The sequence below is a fragment of the Flavobacterium sp. GL_143 genome (assembly GCF_057834355.1).
In genome coordinates this window covers 2,529,542-2,551,982 of sequence record NZ_CM174401.1, presented here as the reverse complement: position 1 = coordinate 2,551,982, position 22,441 = coordinate 2,529,542, and the positions used below count along the sequence as shown (strand labels likewise).

Sequence of the window (22,441 nt, the reverse complement as noted above, 5' to 3'; positions counted from 1 at the left end):
GCTTGTACTCGCATATGCTTAATAAATCTTAGCGCGAGCGCGAGCGTCCCGCTCGTGCCCACAGTCAAAATCAATTTATATCTATTTCTAAAACAGTATGGTCATTATTTCCATAATTTCTAGCAGAACTATATTTCCAATCTACAGGATTTGTTACAAAACCTGTTTCTATAGGATTGTTATGAATATAATTAAGTTTTTGCTCAAAAACTTTCAAAGACCAAATCTCAATTTGATTATTGTTTTGTTGCCAAAACTGTCTGTGCTCTACATTACTATTTTTCTTTCCTGCTCTTTCAAACATCCAAAGCATCCACTCTTTTCTACTCTCTTGTGGGTTCTCTTCAATTATTTTTAGCATTTTTTTAGAAGTAAAGCCCTTAAAATCTCTTAACAAACCCGAAGGATCACCATTCTCAGATCTAAATATCAAATGAATATGACTAGACATAATGCAATATCCATAAATCTCCATTCCTTTATTCTTTCTACAATAATCTAAAGACTCTATAATACAACCGAAATACTCTTCTCTAGTAAATACATCTATCCAATAAACAGTTGCAAAACTTATAAAATAAGCTCCCGTTTTTTCTCCAAATTTGTATTTTCTGCTCAATTTTTCTGTTTTTTTTTAGAATTAAATTATAAGTTCTCATTGAAACGGGCACGAGCGGGACGCTCGCGCTAGCACATGAGAGACACTCGCGCTAGTATTTGCTCAAAATCTATATTATTTTCATCGCCTTACTCTCATGGTCTTAACGGGCACGAGCGAGACACTCGCGCTAGTATATGTTTAACAAATCTTATTTGCTCGGGCGTGTGTCCCGCTCGTGTACACAATCAAAAAAAATATTTTATAATTCTTTACCCATTATAACTCATCGACGTTATTACATCGTTCGTTATTTCTATATCCAACAAATGATCTTGATAGAAATCATCTCCTCCCGAAATGGAACAAAAAATGATTCCTGATTCTTCTATTATTATTCTTGTGCTATAAATTACTAAAGTATCGTACCAATCTTCATTTGCTTTGTCTTCATTGTATTCTTTATTATAAAAATCGATTAAATTTGTCTTACAATCGTTTAACCAATTAATATAATGGATGATTTTACCTGAGTAATCTTCAATATGTTCGCTAGGGATCTGAATTGAAATTGCATCTTCTTTAATTATTTTATTAAATATGATAATTCCTTTATTAACGATTCCAAATTGGGTTTTATGATTCTTTGATGCTACAAAATCGCTCAGCTCTAGTTTGGGTTGTATTTTCTTTTCCCGATATTTTCTAATATCTTTTATGATAAAATTATCTTTATGTGATTTGGCCTTTTGTTCCATCACATACATTTTGGTTGCATCTTTTCTATTAGTTAAATCGGCAACTGTCTTAAAAACTTCATAAGCTGACTTATGAAATCCTAACAAACTATAAATATTAGAGAGAACTATATCATTCTGTTTTGTTCTATTTGTATTTTCTAATTCGTAAAGCAAATCATAAAGCTTCTCGACACTTTCTGTTGAGGCATTAGATTTTCTGAATTCATTAGATAACGCTATATAATCTTTTGTGTAATCGCTATTCATTTTTATTTTTAATATAAGTCGCTTCTCTTTTCTTCAATCGAAAATACAATTAAAAACAATATATCCGTTCAAAAATCATGATTCCTGATAGGTCTAGCCCTGATGAAAGCGGCATCCTTTTTCTTGTCATCCTGACGGAGGAAGGATCTCAAGAAAAAGATATAGCGGACAGCAGGAAATAGCTCCTTATTTTAATTGTGAATTATTAATTGTGAATTGTTGATTTAAAAAAGTTTAATTATTGATTTGGTTAATCGTTTAATTGGGAAATGCTGATTAGGTAATTTGTTTAATTCTTTTAAATCTCTTCTCTTGTTTCTCTAAATCTTGATTCTATATTCTTTAATCTTTAAATTTCTCAAATATTTACTTTGTATCTTTGCAGCCTTAAACCTTTTGAAGAGAAAAAATGCGCATAGATATTATTACTGTTTTACCTGAGTTATTGCGAAGCCCGTTTGAAGCTTCGATTATGAAACGTGCTATTGACAAGGGAATTGTTGAGGTTCATTTTCATAATTTACGCGATTATACAACCAATAAACAGAAGAGTGTTGATGATTACCCTTTTGGTGGGGGTGCCGGAATGGTTATGACGGTTCAGCCAATTGACGCTTGCATCACGCATTTAAAAAGCGAGAGAGAGTACGATGAAATTATATATATGTCTCCCGATGGTGAAACACTAAACCAGAAAATGGCAAACACGATGTCGATGCTAAAAAATATTATCATTTTGTGTGGTCATTATAAAGGTGTGGATCAGCGTGTACGTGATCATTTTATTACTAAAGAAATTTCGATTGGTGATTATGTTTTATCTGGTGGCGAATTGGGTGCTTTGGTTTTATCTGATGCTTTGATTCGTTTGATTCCTGGTGTTTTAAGCGACGAAACTTCGGCTCTGACGGATAGTTTTCAGGATAATTTATTGTCGGGACCTATTTATACACGTCCTGCCGATTATAAAGGCTGGAAAGTTCCTGAGGTTTTAACCAGCGGTCATTTTGCCAAAATTGATAAATGGAGGGAAGATATGGCGTATGAACATACTAAAAATAGAAGACCAGATTTATTAGAATAAATTCCAAATTTCTAAAACTCCAAATTCCAATTAATCAAGTAGTTAATAAATTGGAATTTGGAATTTAATTTTATTGGAATTCAATTTTTTTTATCTACATTTGCAGCCAAATTAGACCAACCTCTGGCGAAGTCCGTGTATGTTGCTCTATCACAAAACCATAATTAAAGATATCATGGCAGATTTAATGAAATTCGTTAAAGACGAATTTGTTGCAAAAAAAGATTTCCCAGTTTTCGCAGCTGGAGATACTATCACTGTTTTCTACGAAATTAGAGAGGGTGAAAAAACAAGAACTCAGTTTTTTAAAGGAGTTGTTATTCAAAGAAGAGGTTCTGGTAACACAGAAACTTTTACTATTCGTAAAATGTCTGGTGCTATTGGTGTTGAGCGTATCTTCCCAGTTAACTTACCTGCTTTACAAAAAGTTGAAATCAACAAAAAAGGTGCTGTACGTAGAGCTAGAATTTTCTACTTCAGAGAACTTACTGGTAAAAAAGCTAAGATTAGAGACAAAAGAAGATAATTATTTATCTCTTTACCATAAAGATCCCGATTCATTATTTGTGAATCGGGATTTTTTTTGTTCTAAACAAAATAACAAAACAATAATTCTTTGGCTTGAAAACCACCGATTTGTTAATTATAACTCCTTTAAATAGCAATCTGTTAATTTAAGGAATTCTAAGAAAAACGCAACCGTTTTCGGACTGTTTTTCTTATATTTGCTCCGCTCGTTTTGAGCCAACCATACCTTTTACATCGCCGTTCCTAGCGATACGATTATATTAAAAAAGAAAAAAAATGACACAGAATTCAAAGATTGTTTACACCTTAACTGATGAGGCGCCGTTATTAGCGACTTATTCTTTCTTGCCTATTGTACAAGAATTTACTGCTACAGCGGGTATTGCTATTGAAACTAGAGACATTTCGTTGGTGTCTCGAATTTTATCTAATTTTCCGGAGTACTTGACCGATTCTCAAAAAACAGGGGACGCCTTGGCTGAGTTAGGACAACTTGCTACTAAACCGGAGGCAAACATTATTAAGTTGCCAAACATCTCGGCTTCGGTTCCGCAATTAAAAGCGGCTATTGCTGAGTTACAATCTCATGGGTATAAAATTCCAAATTTTCCTGAGGATCCTCAAAACGATACTGAAAAAGAAATTAAAGCTAAATACGCTAAAGTATTAGGTTCTGCAGTAAACCCAGTTTTGCGTGAAGGTAACTCTGATCGTAGAGCTCCAAGAGCAGTGAAGAATTTTGCTAAAGCAAATCCTCACTCTATGGGTGCTTGGTCTGCTGACTCTAAAACTCATGTAGCATCTATGCCAAATGGTGATTTTTACGGAAGTGAAAAATCGCTTACTGTTCCTAATGCTACTGATGTAAAAATTGAATTTGTTGCTAAAGACGGAACATCTACTGTTTTAAAAGAAAGTACTCCTCTTAAAGCTGGAGAAATTATTGATAGTGCAGTATTAAACGTAAATGCTTTAAAAAGCTTTGTTGCTACAACTATCGAAGAAGCAAGAAAAGAAAACTTATTACTTTCGGTTCACCTGAAAGCTACAATGATGAAAGTTTCTGACCCAATTATTTTTGGTGCTATTGTAGAAGTTTACTTTAAAGATGTATTTGAAAAATACGCTACTTTATTTAGCGAATTAAATATTGATACAAGAAACGGATTGGGTGATGTTTATGCAAAAATTGCAGGAACTCCTCAACAAGCCGAAGTTGAAGCTGCTCTAGATGCTGCTATTGCTAACGGTCCTGCATTGGCAATGGTAAACTCTGATAAAGGGATTACTAACCTACACGTTCCATCGGATGTAATTGTAGATGCTTCTATGCCTGCTATGATTCGTACTTCTGGACAGATGTATAACAAAGAAGGAAAACAACAAGATACTGTTGCTCTTATTCCAGACCGCTCTTATGCTGGTGTTTATACTGCAACAATCGATTTTTGTAAAAAACATGGTGCTTTTGACCCAACTACAATGGGAAGTGTACCAAACGTAGGTTTGATGGCTCAAAAAGCTGAAGAGTACGGATCTCATGACAAAACTTTCCAAATGAAAGCTGATGGTGTTGTACGTGTTGTTGATGCTAACGGAACTGTTTTAATGGAACAAGCTGTTGAAGATAAAGATATCTTCAGAATGTGTCAGGCAAAAGATGCTCCTATTCAGGACTGGGTAAAACTAGCTGTAAACAGAGCTCGTTTATCTAATACTCCTGCTGTTTTCTGGTTAGACGAAAACAGAGCACACGATAGAGAATTAATTCAAAAAGTAAAAAGATACCTTACAGATTACGATACTACTGGTTTAGATATTCGTATTATGAATCCTATCGAAGCTACAAACTTTACTCTTGACAGAATCATTAAAGGATTAGATACTATCTCTGTAACTGGAAACGTATTACGTGATTACCTTACAGATTTGTTCCCAATTCTTGAAGTTGGTACTTCTGCCAAAATGTTATCTATCGTTCCTTTAATGAATGGTGGTGGATTGTTTGAAACTGGTGCTGGAGGTTCTGCTCCTAAACACGTTGAGCAATTTACTCAAGAAGGTTACTTACGTTGGGATTCATTAGGAGAATTTTTGGCTCTTGGTGCTTCATTAGAGCATTTAGGTCAAACATTAAACAACTCTAAAGCTATGGTTCTTGCTGAAACTCTTGATGAGGCAAATGACAAGTTCCTTGCTAATGATAAATCTCCAGCTCGTAAGATTGGACAAATCGATAACCGTGGTTCTCATTTTTACTTAGCATTCTATTGGGCTCAAGCTTTGGCTGCTCAAAATAAAGATGCTGAGTTAAAAGCTATCTTCACTCCTATTGCAGCAGAATTTGCTGAGAATGAAGATAAAATAAATGCTGAATTAATTGCTGCTCAAGGAAAACCTCAAGACATTGGTGGATATTACCAACCAAATCCTGAATTAACTAGTAAAGCAATGCGTCCTAGTCCAACATTTAATGCAATCTTGGCTAAAATAGCTAAAATATAAGTTCTCATTATATTTCTCACATTAAAGACAGCCCGAAAAGGCTGTCTTTTTTTTAACGCACATTTAACATTAGTTTTGTAATATTTCCCACCTTCTACCGTCATACTAGGGAATTCAAAATTTAAACAATGATCACAAAAAAAGTTAGCTCGTTTCTTATTGTATTTCTCATTGCTTTTTCTTCATTCGCGCAAGAAAAATTTACCTTAAGCGGTACCATTTCTGACTCTAAAAATAATGAAACCCTAATCGGAGTCAACATTTACATCCCTTCATTAAAAATTGGCACTACAACAAACGAATATGGTTTTTACTCTATTACTGCTCCAAAAGGAGAGTATCAGGTAGAAATAAGTTACGTTGGTTACCAGTCTTTTGAAAATACCATTTCTTTAACGAAAAATGTTAAAAACAATTTCTCATTAAAAGAAGGTGGCGAAGAACTCCAAGAGGTAGTTATTACCGATAATAGAGGAAGAGCAAATACACGTACTCCCGAGATGAGTGTAAATAAACTTTCTATTTCGGCAATAAAGAAAATGCCTGTTGTTATGGGTGAAGTCGATGTATTAAAATCTATTTTATTACTTCCTGGTGTTACTAATGCCGGCGAAGGTGCATCTGGTTTTAACGTGCGTGGTGGTGGTGCCGATCAGAATTTAATTCTTCTTGATGAAGCTACTATTTTTAACTCTTCTCACGTATTTGGTTTCTTCTCTGTATTTAATCCTGATGCTATTAAAGATTTAAAATTATACAAAGGTGGTATTCCTGCTCGTTACGGCGGTAGAGCATCTTCTGTTTTGGATATTTATCAAAAAGATGGAAATAGTAAAGACTTTCATATGAATGGTGGAATCGGATTAATTTCGAGCCGTCTTCTTGCCGAAGGTCCATTAGTAAAAGATAAAGGATCATTCTTAATTGGTGGTAGAGCTTCTTATGCACATCTATTCTTAAAACTAACGGATGACATGAAAGACAACTCTGCTTATTTTTATGATTTGAATGCTAAATTCAGTTATAAATTAAATGACAATAACAGCTTGTATTTATCTGGTTATTTTGGTCGTGACGTTTTTAAAATAAGTAAAATATTTTCTAATACTTACGGTAACACTACTTTCAACCTGCGTTGGAATCATTTATACTCTGATAAATTATTTTCTAATCTATCTTTAATTTATAGTGATTATTATTACGGGCTTGATCTGGATACTGCAGGATTTAAATGGGATTCTGGTATTAAGAATTACAATATTAAATATGACTTCAAAAATTATATTTCAGATAAATTCAAATTGAATTATGGTTTAAATGGTATTTACTATGAATTTAATCCTGGAACTATTAAACCAACAGATGAAACCTCTGGAGTTAACCCTGATCAATTAGATAAAAAATATGCTTTTGAACCAGCTATTTATATTGAAGCTGAAAATCAAATCGCAAAAAAACTAACGCTTTCATACGGACTTCGTTTTAGTTTATTTTATCGTTTAGGAGCTTCGACTCTTAATCTTTACGAAAACAATAATCCTGTTCTTTTTAACCCTGCTCAACAAATTTATGAGAAAGCAACTCCTATAGGAACGGAGTATTATGGTAAAAACAAATCAATGTTTAGCTATAACAATTTAGAACCTCGTTTCTCTATTGGATATCAAATTGACGAAAATCAAGCTGTAAAAGCTAGTTATAACAGAATGGCTCAGTATTTACAATTAATATCGAATACCTCATCTCCTACTCCTCTTGATGTATGGATGCCAAGTGACGAGTATATTAAACCTCAACTTGCTGATCAGGTTGCCTTGGGTTATTTTAGAAACTTTAGAGATGGAGACTATTCTCTTGAAGTAGAAACCTACTATAAGAAAATTAAAAACAGACTAGACTATATTGACGGAGCCGATTTAATAGCAAATGATGCCATTGAACAAGTTATCTTAAACGGAAGAATGCGTTCTTATGGTGTAGAGTTAATGCTTAAAAAGAATGCAGGAAAACTTACTGGATGGGTTTCTTATACTTTATCAAAATCAGAACAACAAACCCCTGGAAGAACTCCGGAAGAAACTGGTATCAATAACGGACAATGGTACAATTCAGCTTACGACAAACTACATAATCTAGCTGTTACAGCTGCTTATTCGCTAAACGAAAAATGGTCATTTGGTGCTAATTTCGCTTTACAATCAGGACAACCTGTAACGTATCCAACTGGATATTATGAATATCGTGGTGTAAAAGTTCCTAGTTATGGTTTACGAAATGAAAACAGATTACCTGCTTACCATCACTTAGACATTTCGGCAACATTAACCCCTAGATCTAACAAAGACAGAAATTGGAAAGGCGAATGGGTATTTAGTATTTATAACCTATATAATAGACAAAATGCTGCTTCTATTAATTTTAGACAGAACAGCGATACAGGATACAATGAAGCTGTAAAAACTTCAATTTTCGGAATGGTTCCTGCTGTTAGTTATAATTTCAAATTTTAATTCACTTCTCTCAAAGAGAAATAAAAATATACTGATATGAAAAAAATAAGCTTATTAATTGTGTTTTTCTCCGCATTATTTTTTACAAGTTGCGAAGAAGTTGTTGAAGTTGAATTAAAAACACAACCTCCTAAATTAGTCGTTGAAGCTGATATTAGTTGGCTAAAAGGAACTACAGGAAACCAACAAATGATAAAATTAACCACTACAACTGATTATTACAATCCGGTAATTCCTGTTGTTTCCGGAGCTACCATTACTATAAGAAACAGTGCCAATAAAGTATTCACTTTTATAGAAGTTCCTCAAACAGGAAAATACGTTTGTACTAATTTTGAACCTGTAATTAACGAAACCTATGTCTTAACGGTTATTAGTGGTGGTAATACATATGTTGCGACTGAAACTTTAAAATCGGTAGCACCAATCACTCGAATTGTGCAAACTAATGATGGTGGTATTTCTAAAGATGAAATCGAAGTAAAAGCATATTATAATGACCCTGCTGATGAAACAAATTATTATTTATACCATTATACTTACTCCAATCAAGTCTTGTCAAGCTATTCTTCTGTGGATGATAGGTTCTTTAACGGAAATGAGTTTTTTAGTACTTCACACAATGAAGATTTAAAACCAGGAGATCAAGTAGAAATAAGTCACATCGGAACATCTAAAAGTTACTATAATTACATGAATATATTAACTAGTATTTCTGGTGATAATAGTGGTGGTCCTTTTCAATCTCCACCAGCAACTTTAAGAGGAAATGTTATAAACACAACCAATGCAAGTGACTATCCTTTAGGTTATTTCTCTATTGGAGAGGTTGATACTAAGAAATATACGATTGAGTAATATCAAGAAAAACAGCTCAATTTGTTAAATACCTGATACTTAAAGAAAGACAACCCCAAAATGGTTGTCTTTCTTTATTAATTTTCATTTTAAAAATCATATTAGCTAATTCGTAATGTTAGCTATTTTTCGTAGTATTAATAGCGTAATTTCGTATAATTATGTAATTATAAACTTACAATATGATTCCCAAGAAAATTAGCTCGTTTATCATTGTAATTCTCACTACGTTTTCATCATTTGCTCAAGAAAAATTCATCTTAAATGGCAGCATCTCCGATTCTAAAAATAATGAAATTATAATTGGAGCAAACATTTACATCCCTTCATTAGAAATTGGCACTACAACCAATGAGTATGGCTTTTACTCTATTACTGTCCCCAAAGGAGAATATCAGATAGAAATAAACTATACAGGTTATCAATTCTTAGAAAAGACAATTTCTATTACTAAAAACACTAAAAGCAATTTTTCTCTAAAAGAAGGTAGCGAAGAACTGAAAGAAGTGATCATTAAAACTAATAGCGGAAAAGTGAATACGCGCTCTCCAGAAATGAGCGTTAATAAACTTTCTATTTCGACCATAAAAAAAATGCCTGTTGTTATGGGTGAAGTTGATGTTTTAAAATCAATCTTACTACTTCCTGGAGTTACTAATGCTGGCGAAGGCGCATCGGGCTTTAATGTTCGTGGCGGTGGCGCAGATCAAAACTTAATTCTTCTGGACGAAGCCATAATTTTTAATTCCTCTCATGTATTTGGATTCTTCTCTGTATTTAATCCTGATGCAGTCAAGGATTTAAAACTTTATAAAGGGGGAATTCCTGCACGCTATGGAGGCAGAGCATCCTCTGTTCTGGAAATCTATCAAAAAGATGGCGATAGCAAGGATTACAATATAAATGGTGGAATCGGATTAATTTCAAGTCGTCTTTTAGCAGAAGGTCCAATCGTAAAAGACAAAGCTTCATTTTTGGTAGCTGGACGAAGTTCTTATGCCCATCTATTCCTGAAATTTTCAGAAGAAAACAAAAACAAATCGGCTTATTTTTATGACCTGAATGCTAAAATGACTTACAAGTTAAATGACAATAACAATATATATGTCTCTAGCTATTTTGGGCGTGATTCATTCCGCATAAACGAAAGTTTCTCTAATACCTATGGCAACACTACTTTAAACCTACGATGGAACCATCTGTTTTCTGATAACCTATTTTCGAATCTATCCTTGATTTATAGTGATTATTATTATGGACTTGATTTAGATGTAGTCGGCTTTAAGTGGAACTCTGGAATTAAAAATTATAATCTTAAGTATGATTTAAAAACTTACGTTTCGGATCATTTCAAATTAAATTATGGCTTAAATGGAATTTATTATCAATTTAACCCTGGAACACTTGAGCCATTAGATAGTCAATCTGGAATCAATGCTGAACAGCTAGATAAAAAATATGCGTTTGAACCTGCTATTTACTTAGAGGCAGAAAATCAAATCTCTAAAAAACTGACCCTTTCATACGGACTACGTTTTAGCTTATTTTATCGCTTGGGAGCTTCCACTCTTAATCTCTATCAAGATAATAATCCAGTTCTTTTTGATCCACTTTTACAAATTTATAGAAAAGCAACTCCTATTGGAACCGAATACTTTGATAAAAATAAATCAATGTATAGTTATAATAATTTAGAACCACGTTTTTCTATTGGGTATCAAATTAATGAAGACCAAGCTATAAAAGCTAGTTACAATAGAATGGCACAATATCTACAATTAATCTCGAATACCTCATCTCCTGCCCCTCTGGATGTCTGGATGCCAAGTGATCAATATATTAAACCTCAACTTGCTGATCAGGTTGCCTTAGGTTATTTTAAAAATATACAGGATGGAAAATATTCACTTGAGATAGAAACATTCTATAAAGAAATAAAAAATAGACTAGATTATATTGATGGTGCAGACTTAGTAGCCAATAATGCTGTAGAGCAAATTATCTTAAACGGTCATATGCGTTCTTATGGTTTAGAATTCATGCTGAAAAAAAATACTGGAAAACTAACTGGATGGATTTCTTATACCTTATCAAAATCTCAACAACAAACGCCAGGAAGAACACCTCAGGAAACAGGAATCAACTATGGACAATGGTATAGCTCTGTCTATGATAAACTTCATGATCTAGGAATAACTAGTGCCTATAAATTAAATAATAAATGGTCTTTTGGACTCAACTTCGTATTACAATCCGGACAACCAGTTACCTACCCAAAAGCACAATATGAATATCTGGGTATCAAAGTTCCTAATTATGGTTTACGAAATGAAGATCGCCTACCAGCTTATCATCACCTAGATATTTCAGCAACATTAATCCCTACTCAAAGCAACAATAAAATTGGAAAAGGAGAATGGGTATTTAGTGTTTACAATTTATATAACAGACATAATGCAGCCTCGATTAATTTTAAACAAAATACTGATACAGGGAACAATGAAGCTGTGAAAACTTACATATTCGGCATCATCCCGTCTGTTAGTTACAACTTTAAATTTTCCACACAAAAAACAAAATAAACATATATCAATATAGAATCTTGATAATCAATTCTATTAAACAAATATTCATTACTCATGAAAAAAATCACACTCTTAATCCTATTTTTATCAGCACAGTTTCTTATAAGTTGTGAAGAAGTTATAAATGTTGACCTAGATACTCAGAAACCAAAATTAGTTATTGAAGCCGCTATTAATTGGACTAAAGGAACTAAAGGAAATCTACAAATGATTAAATTAACTACAACTACAGATTATTATAATAATGAAATCCCTGTAGTTTCTGATGCGACGATTTACGTAAAAAATAGTATGAACAAAAGATATTATTTTACAGAAATACCTAAAACCGGGCAATACGTCTGTTCCGATTTTGAACCTGTCGTTAACGAAACATATGAGCTAACAATTATAAACAATGGAAAAGTATATAGTGCAACAGAAACTTTAAAGTCAATAGTACCAATAACAAAAATAATACAATACGACAATGGTGGTCTTACCAAAGATAAAATTGAAATAAGAGCCTATTTTAACGACCCTCCTAACGAAGCCAATTATTATTTTTATACGTATGTGTACTCTAATCAGGCTACAATAAGCTACTCTGCCGAGGAAGATCGTTTTTTTCAAGGAAATGAATTTTTTAGTCTTTCAAACAATGAAGATTTAAAACCAGGTGATGAGGTCCAAATATCTCATTTAGGCATATCGCAGAATTATTATAATTATATGATTATAATGGCAAGCCTTGCTGGGGATGGGGGTCGTATCCCTTTTCAATCTCCTCCGGCTGCCATAAGAGGCAATATTATAAATATAAATGACAAAGTTAACTTTCCATTAGGCTATTTTTCACTTAGCGAAGTTGTAGTCGAAAAATATACCATTAAGTAATATCTTTGATGCACCTTTAAATAGATTGAAGATTTTATATGAAACCAAGAATAGAAAATTTAACCGAAAAGAAAATCGTTGGAAGACGAATAACAACATCTTTCACTGCCAATAGAACAAAAGAGCTATGGCAAGAATTTATGCCAAACCGAAAAGAGATAAAAAACAATATCGGTTCAGAATTATATTCTATTGAAATTTATCCCGAAACACATTTTCTTAATTTCAATCCGAGTAATGAATTCGAAAAATGGGCAGGCATCGAAGTAACAGATTTTCTTTCTGTTCCTCAGGATATGGAAACTCTCATAATACCAAACGGGCTTTATGCTGTTTTCATACATAAAGGACCTGCGAGTAATGGCAACGAAACCTATCAATACATTTTTACCGATTGGTTACCTAAGTCCGAATATGTATTAGAGAACAGACCGCACTTTGCCGTAATGGGCGAAAAATACAAACACGAAGACCCAACATCCGAAGAGGAAATTTGGATTCCGATTAAACATAAAAACTAAAACCAATAAAAATTGCTCTCCATTACGAGAGCATTTTTTTATACATTACTCTGAAAAAAAATATCACCTCTCAACATATGTAAATGTTTAGGAATTAGAATTGAGCAACCTTTGCCAATAATTAATTCAAATTTCAAGACATGAAACAAATACTTCTTACCTTATTTTCACTTTGTGCAATTAATGCAAAAGCACAAACTTTTAAAAATCCTGAATCATTATTCAATCCCGCACCATACGGGTTTAGTCATGCATCATCGGTTTCTACCCCAGGCGAACTCGTTTTTATATCAGGACAAAGCGGCGGATTAGGCAAAGAACATCTTCTGAGTAACAGTTTTAGAGAACAAACTCAAGCAGCATTAAAGAATATTATAACAGTTCTGGATAGTTACAATCTAAAACCAGAGAATATCATGAAGATTACCATTCTGATTGTAGACCATTCAGAAGAAAAACTAAAAATCTGGAATGAAGAAATCAGTAAAGTATGGAAAAACAAACCATTTCCAGCAAGCACATTAATTCCCGTTCCCAAATTAGCCCTCGACGGAATGCAAATAGAAGTCGATGCTGTAGCTTACAGGGCAAAAAAATAAAACTTTTTTCTACCATTAAGAAATTAAGCTTAATTTAAGAATACTTTCAAGATTGAATGACTTGCACGCAGATCAAACAGATTTCAAATCTCTATAATCTTTGAAAAAAAAGCTAACCATATAAGTTATGTAAGTTCATTTAAGGAAAACTGCACAAACTTATATTTCCTTAAATAACTTATATGGTAAAAAAAATCACTGCAACTTTTAGACAACATAAATAATTCTTTTAATCTTTATAATCTGTGGCTAAAGAAACTTAATCTCATAATGGTAAAAAACAAAATCGCTGCAAATTTTAGACAACATAAATAATCCTTTTAATCTTTATATCTGTGGCTAAAGAAACTTAATCTCTTAATGGTAAAAAACAAAATCGCTACAACTTTTAGACAACATAAATAATCCTTTTAATCTTTATATCTGTGGCTAAAGAAACTTAATCTCTTAATGGTAAAAAACAAAATCGCTACAACTTTTAGACAACATAAATAATCCTTTTAATCTTTATAATCTGTGGCTGAAAAAAACTTAATCCCTTAATGGTAAAAAAACTCCCTTAATCTCTTAATTGTAGAAAAACATTTACTTTTTACTTTCGTACATTTGCAGCACATTATAAATCCATCCTATAAATGTCCTCACACCATATCGTACGCGACGACCAAGAACCTGCATTAATCATTGCCAATGGCGCTGCCTGTAATCCCGAGTTATTAGGACAATTATTAGAATGGTCACCTTTGGTAATCGTATTAGATTCGGCTATAGAGCGCGTAGTTAAGTTAGGAATAAAAGTCGATGTTCTTTTGGGGGATTTCGATCGCGGATTCGACCCCGAAAAATATAAAACAACACAATATCCTATAGAGATTGTACATACTCCAGATCAGGACAAAACCGACTTAGAAAAAGCATTTGATTACTTAATCGAACGTAAAATTCCTGCTGCAAATGTAGTTTGGGCAACAGGAAAAAGAGCTGATCATACCATTACAAATCTTACCAATATAGTTCGCTATCGAAACTTACTCAAGATTGTAATCCTCGACGACCATTCCAAAATATTTTTATTACCTAATAAATTCGAAAAATGGTATACCGCCAACACACCTATTTCGCTCATACCGATTGGAGTCGTAAACGGAATCTTTTCAGATAATTTGGTATATCCGTTACAAAATGACACCTTAACGATAGGCTATAGAACAGGTAGCAGTAATTCCGTTGCCAAAGACGGAATTGTTACAATTACCCATTCCGACGGCGATTTATTGCTAATGGAATGCATGGATTAATTTCCTTACTCTACTGAATTAAGCAAAAGTATAAGGAGCAATTTCCTGCTGTACACTATATCTTTTTCTGTCTAAAGGAGCCAGAAAAAGGATGTCGTTTCCATCAGGGCTAGGCCAAATCATTTCATAAGAAATACTTCCCTTATTTACAAATTAGGATTACGTACCTTTGCACCGAAATTAAGAATGATGAAAACTACAAATAGCCCCGAGAAAACAAGTCTGCATCCTAGAAACCCGCATCGTTTGCGCTATGATTTTGAACAACTAATCACAGATTGTCCCGAATTAAAGAAGCACGTCGTTATAAACGAGCATGATATCGAAACAATTGATTTTAGTAATCCCGAAGCTGTAAAATCGCTTAACAAAGCATTATTAATTCATTATTACGACATACAAAACTGGGATATCCCTAAAAATTATCTTTGCCCACCCATTCCAGGAAGAGTCGATTATATTCATTACCTGGCCGATTTATTAGCCACCACAAATAATGGAGTTATTCCAGAAGGAGAAGCCATTTTAGGTTTAGATATAGGTGTTGGTGCCAATTGTATCTATCCAATATTAGGAAATGCTGCTTACGGATGGAGTTTTGTCGGAACCGATATTGATGAAAAAGCAATCGAGAATTGCAGCAAAATAATCGAAGCCAATCCTAGGCTAATTGATGTTATCAGTTTACAACAACAAACAGAATCACGTTTTATATTCAAAAATATAATTACACCCGAAGATAAATTTACATTCACGATTTGCAATCCACCATTTCATTCTTCGTCAGAAGAAGCTAATAAAAGTGCAGTTCGAAAAGTAACAAATCTAAATCCAAAAGCAAATAGAAAAGCAGCGCCCGTTTTAAACTTCGGAGGTCATAATGCCGAACTATGGTGCGATGGAGGAGAAATTGGATTTATAACGCAAATGATTTACGAAAGTGCCAAATATCCAATGCAATGTTTATGGTTTACTACATTAGTATCTAAAAGAGAAAACCTGTCGAGTATCTATAAAACATTAAATAAAGTAAATGCTTCAATTGTAAAAACAATCGATATGGCACAAGGTCAGAAAACAAGTCGTATTGTAGCATGGTCTTTCCTTACCGAAGCACAACAAGGTAAATGGAGTTTTAAAAGCGAACTTTAAATTATAATAATCCGTTGCCATAAATAATTCTAACACATAGAAACATAGATTTTGCGCTCTAAATAAAGGCGTTTCACTTATTCAAAATACACAGAGCCAACTATGCGAAGGAAATGTATTTCTTTTTTGCTTTCTTTTTCACACCTAAAAACCTATGTTTCTATGTGTTAAATAAAATTTCATCAATTACACCCAATGCATTGTTATGAATACTCTTGAACTTAAAAACATTTTAGACAGTCGAAATACTTCATTTAAAAGTTATTCTGGACAATATAACGAAGAACTTAAGATTGCAGAACAAGATATTGAATTCAAAAAATCTTATTCTCACAACGAGATTAAAGATAAGATCGAGCAATGGAAAAAGAAGTAACATTGTAATTATGATAGATATAAGTAAAAAGCTGATACTATAATCATCAGCTTTTTAGTACTTTTAATCTTAATTGAACATAACTCCTATGCCGAAATTATTTTTAAAAGTTATTGCAATTCTTTTATTCACAAGTTGTAGCGCAACAAAAGAAAAAAAGATTGACAATTATGTTTTCAAAACAAAAAGCGAAAGAAAAGAATACATCAATTCTTATAATGCTGCATTAAAACTTTGGGGTATTCCTTATCAGGAAGAAAATATCGAAACCAGTTATGGCACAGCTCATATAATTGTGACTGGTCCAAAAGACGGCAAAGATTTAGTATTACTTCACGGAATGGACGCCAGCTCGACAATGTGGTTTCCTAATATTAAAGCATTATCAAAAAATCATCGGGTTTACGCAATAGACTTTTTAATAGAAGCAGGAAAATCTCAAGCTCCCAAAAAATCCCTCACAAGCGACGAAATTGTTATTTGGTACAATGAGATTTTTACTCATTACAAACTAAAAAACTTTGATGTAATTGGTGCATCCCGTGGTGGTTGGATTGCTACATTATTAGCAACTCAAAAAGAAAGTAAAATCAACAAACTGGTTTTAATAAGTCCGGCACAAACATTTAAGAACATCGATAAAATGAGAAAAGCATCATCGGCATTCTTTCTGAAAATTTTTCCAAATGAGAAAAAATTAAAAAAGACGCTAGAAACCTTTTCTTATTATCCCGAAAAAATAGACCCTATTTATAAAAAGCAATTTTATCTAGCTAATAAATATGCAAAATCAAACACTAGTTTTTTGCAAATGCAACCATTCTCTGATGAAGATTTAAAAAAAATAACCATTCCTGTTTTGGTCCTTATAGGAGATCATGATGTAATTAATTCAGACGAAAGTATAATTAGAGCCAAAGAATTATTGAGTAATAGTAAAACCGAAACTATCGAAAATGCAGGACATTTTTTAAGTATCGATCAATCTGAAAAAGTAAACAAACTAATGATTGACTTCTTAAAATAGTTTTAACGCTAGAAACTCTTGATTTTTTTAGCCAGAGATTATAAAGATTAAAAGTTTTGAAACATTAAAAAAGTGTTATTAACTATTCTTTAATAATCTTGTAAAAACCACATGGAGTAAATACTATATATAAGCTCCAGAGGAGCATAATGTTTATAGCCAATAGTACATATTAGTTGTAAAGCTCCAGCGGAGCGATATGGATAGCTATCTTCTGATTACTAAATATGCCACCCCGATGGGGTTCTTTTGAAAAAAATGATATTTCTATAAATATTGCGTCCCTCTGGGACTTCTCTTAAAAAGTGTTAGATAGAATTATTAAGGATTAAAAAACTTTGCTCCCGACGCTTCGGGCAATGTCATTAAGTTAAGCTTTTTGAGTTTTTTTTAAAAGAAGCAAAGATTGACTTCTGACTCCGAAGCTTCAGGATTGGGACGAGAAAAAATCCGTGTTTTCGCCTTAGCGAATCCGTTTCATCCGCGTTCCCTTTTAGACAATGTTTGTACAGAAAATAATTAACTATAATTAGCTAAAAAAGCTTAACTTAATGACATTGCGCTTCGGGATTGCGTAAACCTTTGCGAACTTTCTCTAGACCTATGAACTTAAATTGTCTATAAAGGAACACTGATGAAACGGATTTACAAAAGTAAAGACGCGGATTAAAAACGGATTTTAAAAAATCAATAGATATAAAATCTGTTTAATCCGTGTTTTCGCCTTAGCGAATCCGTTTCATCCGCGTTCCTTTCGCATAGAATTATAAAGATTAAAACCTTTGGACCTTTGCAACTCAGAACCTTTTTTAATCCACAAATTTCAATTTAAGATTTTACTTTGTAACTTTACAATCCCAACAATTCTAAATTAAATAAATGAATTTTCAAGTAGTCTCAGATTATAGCCCAAAAGGAGATCAACCGCAAGCAATCGAAAAATTGACCCAAGGTATAATTGATGGCGAAAAATACCAGACTCTCCTTGGAGTAACTGGTTCAGGAAAAACATTTACAGTTGCCAATGTTATTCAGGAAGTACAAAAGCCAACTTTGGTTTTGGCACACAATAAAACATTAGCAGCACAATTATATTCAGAATTCAAACAATTCTTTCCAAACAACGCCGTAGAATATTTCGTTTCTTACTATGATTATTACCAGCCAGAAGCATTTATGCCAGTAACTGGAGTATTTATCGAGAAAGATTTATCTATAAACGAAGAGTTGGAAAAAATGCGTTTAAGCACAACATCTTCCCTACTCTCAGGGCGACGCGACATATTAGTTGTAGCTTCCGTTTCTTGTTTATACGGTATCGGAAATCCAGTAGAATTCCAAAAGAATGTTATTGCGATAGAAAAAGATCAGGTTATTTCGAGAACCAAATTATTACATAGTCTGGTACAAAGTTTATATTCCAGAACCGAAGCCGATTTTAATCCCGGAAGTTTTAGAATAAAAGGAGATACTGTTGAGGTATATCCTAGTTATGCCGATGATGGATTTAGAATTCACTTTTTTGGAGATGAAATCGAAGAAATTGAATCATTTGATATAAAAACTTCTCAAGTAATCGAGAAATACAATAAACTAACTATTTATCCAGCCAATATGTTTGTAACATCTCCAGATGTATTACAAGGAGCGATTTGGCAAATACAGCAAGACTTGGTAAAACAAGTTGATTATTTTAAAGAAATAGGAAAACATCTTGAAGCCAAACGTCTTGAAGAACGTACCAATTTTGATTTAGAAATGATTCGCGAGTTAGGTTATTGTTCAGGTATCGAAAATTATTCTCGTTATCTAGACGGAAGAGAAGCAGGAACAAGACCGTTCTGTTTATTAGATTATTTTCCCGATGATTATTTAATGGTAGTCGATGAAAGTCACGTAACCATATCTCAGGTTCATGCCATGTATGGAGGAGATAGAAGCCGTAAAGAAAACCTTGTAGAATATGGTTTCCGTTTACCTGCGGCAATGGACAACCGCCCTTTAAAATTCGAAGAATTTGAAGCTATGCAAAATCAGGTAATTTATGTTTCGGCTACTCCGGCAGATTATGAATTACAAAAAACAGATGGTGTAGTTGTAGAACAAGTCATTCGACCTACAGGATTATTAGATCCAATTATCGAAATTCGTCCTAGTTTAAATCAAATTGATGATTTAATCGAAGAAATTCAGATTCGTTGCGAGTTAGATGAACGCGTTTTGGTTACAACATTAACCAAAAGAATGGCCGAAGAATTAGCCAAATACTTGACCAAAGTAAGTATTCGTTGTCGTTACATTCACTCCGATGTAGATACCCTGGAACGTATCGAGATCATGCAAGATTTACGAAAAGGAATTTTTGATGTTTTAATTGGAGTAAACTTACTACGTGAAGGTTTGGATTTACCCGAAGTTTCTTTAGTAGCAATTCTTGATGCCGACAAAGAAGGATTTTTGCGTAGCCATAGATCATTAACTCAAACTATTGGTCGTGCGGCGAGAAACCTCAACGGAAAAGCAATTATGTATGCTGATAAAATTACGGCAAGTATGCAGAAAACCATTGATGAAACCAATTATCGTCGTACAAAACAAATTAATTACAACCTCGAGAATAATATAACTCCACAAGCATTAAATAAAAAAATCGATAGTGCTTTTACCAAAAATCCATTGGTAGAGTATGAATTAGGTCATACCCTAAGTGTAGCAGCCGAACCTGATACTGCTTATTTATCCAAAGCCGAATTAGAGAAAATGATACGTGAAAAGCGTAAATCGATGGAGAAAGCAGCTAAAGAATTAGACTTTCTTCAGGCGGCAAAATTGCGTGACGATATTAAAAAGCTACAAGAACAATTGGCTTAATTGTGTTGTTCCTGGAAAATTTTCAATAATATCTCAGGGTCAATCATCGCATTCGGTGCATTCTTCATTAAATTTAAAATACGTTTAGTTGCTATAGGATTCAATCCCATATCGATAGAAATTTGCTGTATTGCAGCAGCCTCTTTACTATGCAATATTCCGTCGCAATGCATGATTAAAGCCAATCTATAAAATTGCTGAATGCGCTGAAACTCCGATTTTATAACAACAGGAGGAACTTCCTGATGAAACAAATCCTTAAAAGTTACTTCGTCAATATTTAATTCCTGAGCAACTAGCGACAAAAAATCAAATTCCCTCTTATGTAATTCTCCATCAACAGTCGAGAAAGAAATCATTTCTAAAAGTAAACTTATTTTTTCGGCATCCGTATTCATCAAATTCATATTTTTAGCTAAAATATTGTTTTTAAATTTAAAATACAAAAACATCAGAAATGCAATTAATTATCAGAGCATACGATCTTAAATTAAAACACACATTTAGGATTTCAAGAAAAACAATTGATTACCAACCAACGGTAATTGTCGAATTAAAAAAAGACGGATTTTCAGGTTTTGGCGAAGCAACATCCAATCCATATTATAATATTACAATTCCGATACTAGAAAATGATATCGAGAAAATCAGACCGATAATTGAAACTATCGACAATGAAACTCCCGAAGAATTTTGGACAAAAATAAATCCATTATTACAAGAAAATAAATTTGCATTATGTGCATTAGACAATGCTTATAATGATTGGTATGCTAGAAAACAAGGTAAGAAGCTATATCAATTATGGAATTATACTATCGAAAATAATCCACTGACCAATTATACTATCGGAATTGATTCTATCGAAAAAATGGTTTCAAAAATGAAAGAACTCCCATGGCCTATTTATAAAATTAAGTTAGGAACTCCAGAGGATATCGCCATAGTAACTGAATTAAGAAAACACAGTAATGCTGTTTTTAGGATTGATGCCAATTGTGGTTGGAATGTTGATGAAACTATTAAAAATGCCATTGAACTAAAAAAACTAGGAGTCGAATTTCTGGAGCAACCTCTCAAAGCTGATGATTGGGAAGGACATCGAGAAGTTTTTAAACATTCGGTGTTGCCAATTGTAGCCGATGAAAGTTGTATTATAGAAAGTGATATTGCTAAGTGCCATAATCATTTTCATGGTGTAAATATAAAATTAATGAAATGTGGTGGTATCACACCCGGACGACGAATGCTACACGAAGCAAAACAATTAGGATTAAAAACAATGATAGGTTGTATGACCGAATCTACTGTTGGAATTTCTGCAATTGCTCATTTATTACCAGAACTCGATTATGTAGATATGGACGGTGCTTTGCTATTAGAAAAAGATATTGCAAGTGGCGTTATAATACAAAATGGAGAAATAAAATATGCCGAAGGTAACGGAACGGGAGTTATCTTATATTAATCGTAATTTCAATATAAGGAAAGTGACTATTGAATTACTTTTAAAACGTACCTTTGTAAAAAATTAAACGATGACAAATAACGATATCCTAAAAAAACTACGCGTAGCCTTAATGCTCCGTGACGACCAAATAGTTGAAATATTAGAATTGGTAGATTTTAGAATTTCAAAATCAGAGTTGGGCGCTTTTTTTAGAGCCGAAGACCATGAGAACTATATGGAGTGTGGCGATCAGGTATTGCGTAACTTCTTAAACGGATTGGTAATTCATTTAAGAGGAACAAAAGAAAATCCTAAAAACCCTAATGAGGTTTTAGCTAAACACAAAGCAGAAATTCCTGCTAAAGATAGCACAAAGGAAAGACCAGAATTTAAAGCTAAACCAAAAGATGAAGAAAGTGCCAGAGGAGATCAAAGGCCATCTAAATCTGGAACTGGTGCAAAAAAGCCTTTTAAAAAGAATAATAGTAAGTCTACTCCAAAAATACAAGTAGTTGAAAAAGTAAAATTCAACTTCGGTAAAAACAAAAAATCCTAAGCTCACACTTAGGATTTTTTTTATGCCATTATGTTAAAGT

19 protein-coding genes are annotated in these 22,441 nt (G+C 33.2%); 16 read left to right on the top strand and 3 right to left on the bottom strand.

Going from position 1 to position 22,441, the window contains the following annotated elements:
• Positions 1-70 precede the first annotated feature (70 nt).
• Together AC3IPI_RS11250 and AC3IPI_RS11245 are read right to left on the bottom strand one after the other, a co-directional pair.
• Positions 71-619 carry an REP-associated tyrosine transposase gene (locus AC3IPI_RS11250; RefSeq protein WP_489159075.1) on the bottom strand — a complete coding sequence of 183 codons (549 nt, stop codon included), beginning with the start codon at positions 617-619 and terminating at the stop codon, positions 71-73.
• A gap of 251 nt (positions 620-870) precedes the next feature.
• Positions 871-1,605 (bottom strand): hypothetical protein, encoded by a 735-nt coding sequence (locus AC3IPI_RS11245; protein WP_489159074.1) that lies wholly within the window; start codon positions 1,603-1,605, stop codon positions 871-873.
• Positions 1,606-2,014: 409 nt separating this feature from the next.
• Between AC3IPI_RS11245 and trmD the strand changes: the two genes are divergently transcribed.
• From trmD to uvrB, 14 genes are all read left to right on the top strand, one after another.
• The gene (trmD, locus tag AC3IPI_RS11240; RefSeq protein ID WP_039115508.1) at positions 2,015-2,689 is read left to right on the top strand and encodes a tRNA (guanosine(37)-N1)-methyltransferase TrmD; all 675 of its coding nucleotides are present in this window, start codon (positions 2,015-2,017) and stop codon (positions 2,687-2,689) included.
• A gap of 175 nt (positions 2,690-2,864) precedes the next feature.
• Positions 2,865-3,215, top strand: a complete 351-nt coding sequence (rplS, locus tag AC3IPI_RS11235) for a 50S ribosomal protein L19 (protein ID WP_039115571.1) — start codon at positions 2,865-2,867, stop codon at positions 3,213-3,215.
• 278 nt (positions 3,216-3,493) lie between these two features.
• Positions 3,494-5,722 (top strand): NADP-dependent isocitrate dehydrogenase, encoded by a 2,229-nt coding sequence (locus tag AC3IPI_RS11230; RefSeq protein WP_489159071.1) that lies wholly within the window; start codon positions 3,494-3,496, stop codon positions 5,720-5,722.
• Between the two features lie 128 nt (positions 5,723-5,850).
• Complete coding sequence (locus AC3IPI_RS11225; RefSeq protein WP_086895548.1) at positions 5,851-8,232, top strand: TonB-dependent receptor; 2,382 nt, start codon at positions 5,851-5,853, stop codon at positions 8,230-8,232.
• A gap of 36 nt (positions 8,233-8,268) precedes the next feature.
• On the top strand, positions 8,269-9,090 hold the full coding sequence (locus tag AC3IPI_RS11220) for a DUF4249 domain-containing protein (RefSeq protein ID WP_489159069.1): 822 nt from the start codon (positions 8,269-8,271) through the stop codon (positions 9,088-9,090).
• A 182-nt stretch (positions 9,091-9,272) separates the two neighbouring features.
• Positions 9,273-11,672 carry a TonB-dependent receptor gene (locus AC3IPI_RS11215; protein ID WP_489159067.1) on the top strand — a complete coding sequence of 800 codons (2,400 nt, stop codon included), beginning with the start codon at positions 9,273-9,275 and terminating at the stop codon, positions 11,670-11,672.
• A 57-nt stretch (positions 11,673-11,729) separates the two neighbouring features.
• Positions 11,730-12,551, top strand: a complete 822-nt coding sequence (locus AC3IPI_RS11210; protein ID WP_489159065.1) for a DUF4249 domain-containing protein — start codon at positions 11,730-11,732, stop codon at positions 12,549-12,551.
• A gap of 38 nt (positions 12,552-12,589) precedes the next feature.
• Positions 12,590-13,072, top strand: coding sequence for a GyrI-like domain-containing protein (locus tag AC3IPI_RS11205; RefSeq protein ID WP_489159063.1), 483 nt, complete (start codon positions 12,590-12,592; stop codon positions 13,070-13,072).
• A gap of 140 nt (positions 13,073-13,212) precedes the next feature.
• Positions 13,213-13,671 (top strand): RidA family protein, encoded by a 459-nt coding sequence (locus tag AC3IPI_RS11200; RefSeq protein ID WP_489159061.1) that lies wholly within the window; start codon positions 13,213-13,215, stop codon positions 13,669-13,671.
• A 635-nt stretch (positions 13,672-14,306) separates the two neighbouring features.
• Positions 14,307-14,969, top strand: a complete 663-nt coding sequence (locus AC3IPI_RS11195) for a thiamine diphosphokinase (protein WP_323491003.1) — start codon at positions 14,307-14,309, stop codon at positions 14,967-14,969.
• Positions 14,970-15,158: 189 nt separating this feature from the next.
• Entirely contained in the window at positions 15,159-16,121 is a 963-nt protein-coding gene (rlmF, locus tag AC3IPI_RS11190) for a 23S rRNA (adenine(1618)-N(6))-methyltransferase RlmF (RefSeq protein ID WP_039115516.1), read from the top strand.
• A gap of 205 nt (positions 16,122-16,326) precedes the next feature.
• Complete coding sequence (locus tag AC3IPI_RS11185; protein WP_489159059.1) at positions 16,327-16,497, top strand: hypothetical protein; 171 nt, start codon at positions 16,327-16,329, stop codon at positions 16,495-16,497.
• A gap of 88 nt (positions 16,498-16,585) precedes the next feature.
• Positions 16,586-17,524 carry an alpha/beta fold hydrolase gene (locus AC3IPI_RS11180; RefSeq protein ID WP_489159057.1) on the top strand — a complete coding sequence of 313 codons (939 nt, stop codon included), beginning with the start codon at positions 16,586-16,588 and terminating at the stop codon, positions 17,522-17,524.
• Positions 17,525-18,403: 879 nt separating this feature from the next.
• Positions 18,404-20,395: an excinuclease ABC subunit UvrB gene (gene uvrB, locus AC3IPI_RS11175; RefSeq protein WP_039115520.1), complete on the top strand. Its 1,992-nt coding sequence runs from the start codon at positions 18,404-18,406 to the stop codon at positions 20,393-20,395.
• Here the strand turns inward: uvrB and AC3IPI_RS11170 are convergent.
• On the bottom strand, positions 20,392-20,802 hold the full coding sequence (locus AC3IPI_RS11170) for an excinuclease ABC subunit B (protein ID WP_346425754.1): 411 nt from the start codon (positions 20,800-20,802) through the stop codon (positions 20,392-20,394). The two genes, uvrB and AC3IPI_RS11170, sit on opposite strands and share 4 nt — an antisense overlap.
• Before the next feature lie 50 nt (positions 20,803-20,852).
• On the opposite strand from AC3IPI_RS11170, the gene AC3IPI_RS11165 reads away from it, so the two are divergent.
• Entirely contained in the window at positions 20,853-21,863 is a 1,011-nt protein-coding gene (locus AC3IPI_RS11165) for a dipeptide epimerase (protein ID WP_489159054.1), read from the top strand.
• 70 nt (positions 21,864-21,933) lie between these two features.
• Entirely contained in the window at positions 21,934-22,401 is a 468-nt protein-coding gene (locus AC3IPI_RS11160) for a DUF1456 family protein (RefSeq protein ID WP_039115525.1), read from the top strand.
• The last annotated feature ends 40 nt before the right edge of the window (positions 22,402-22,441 follow it).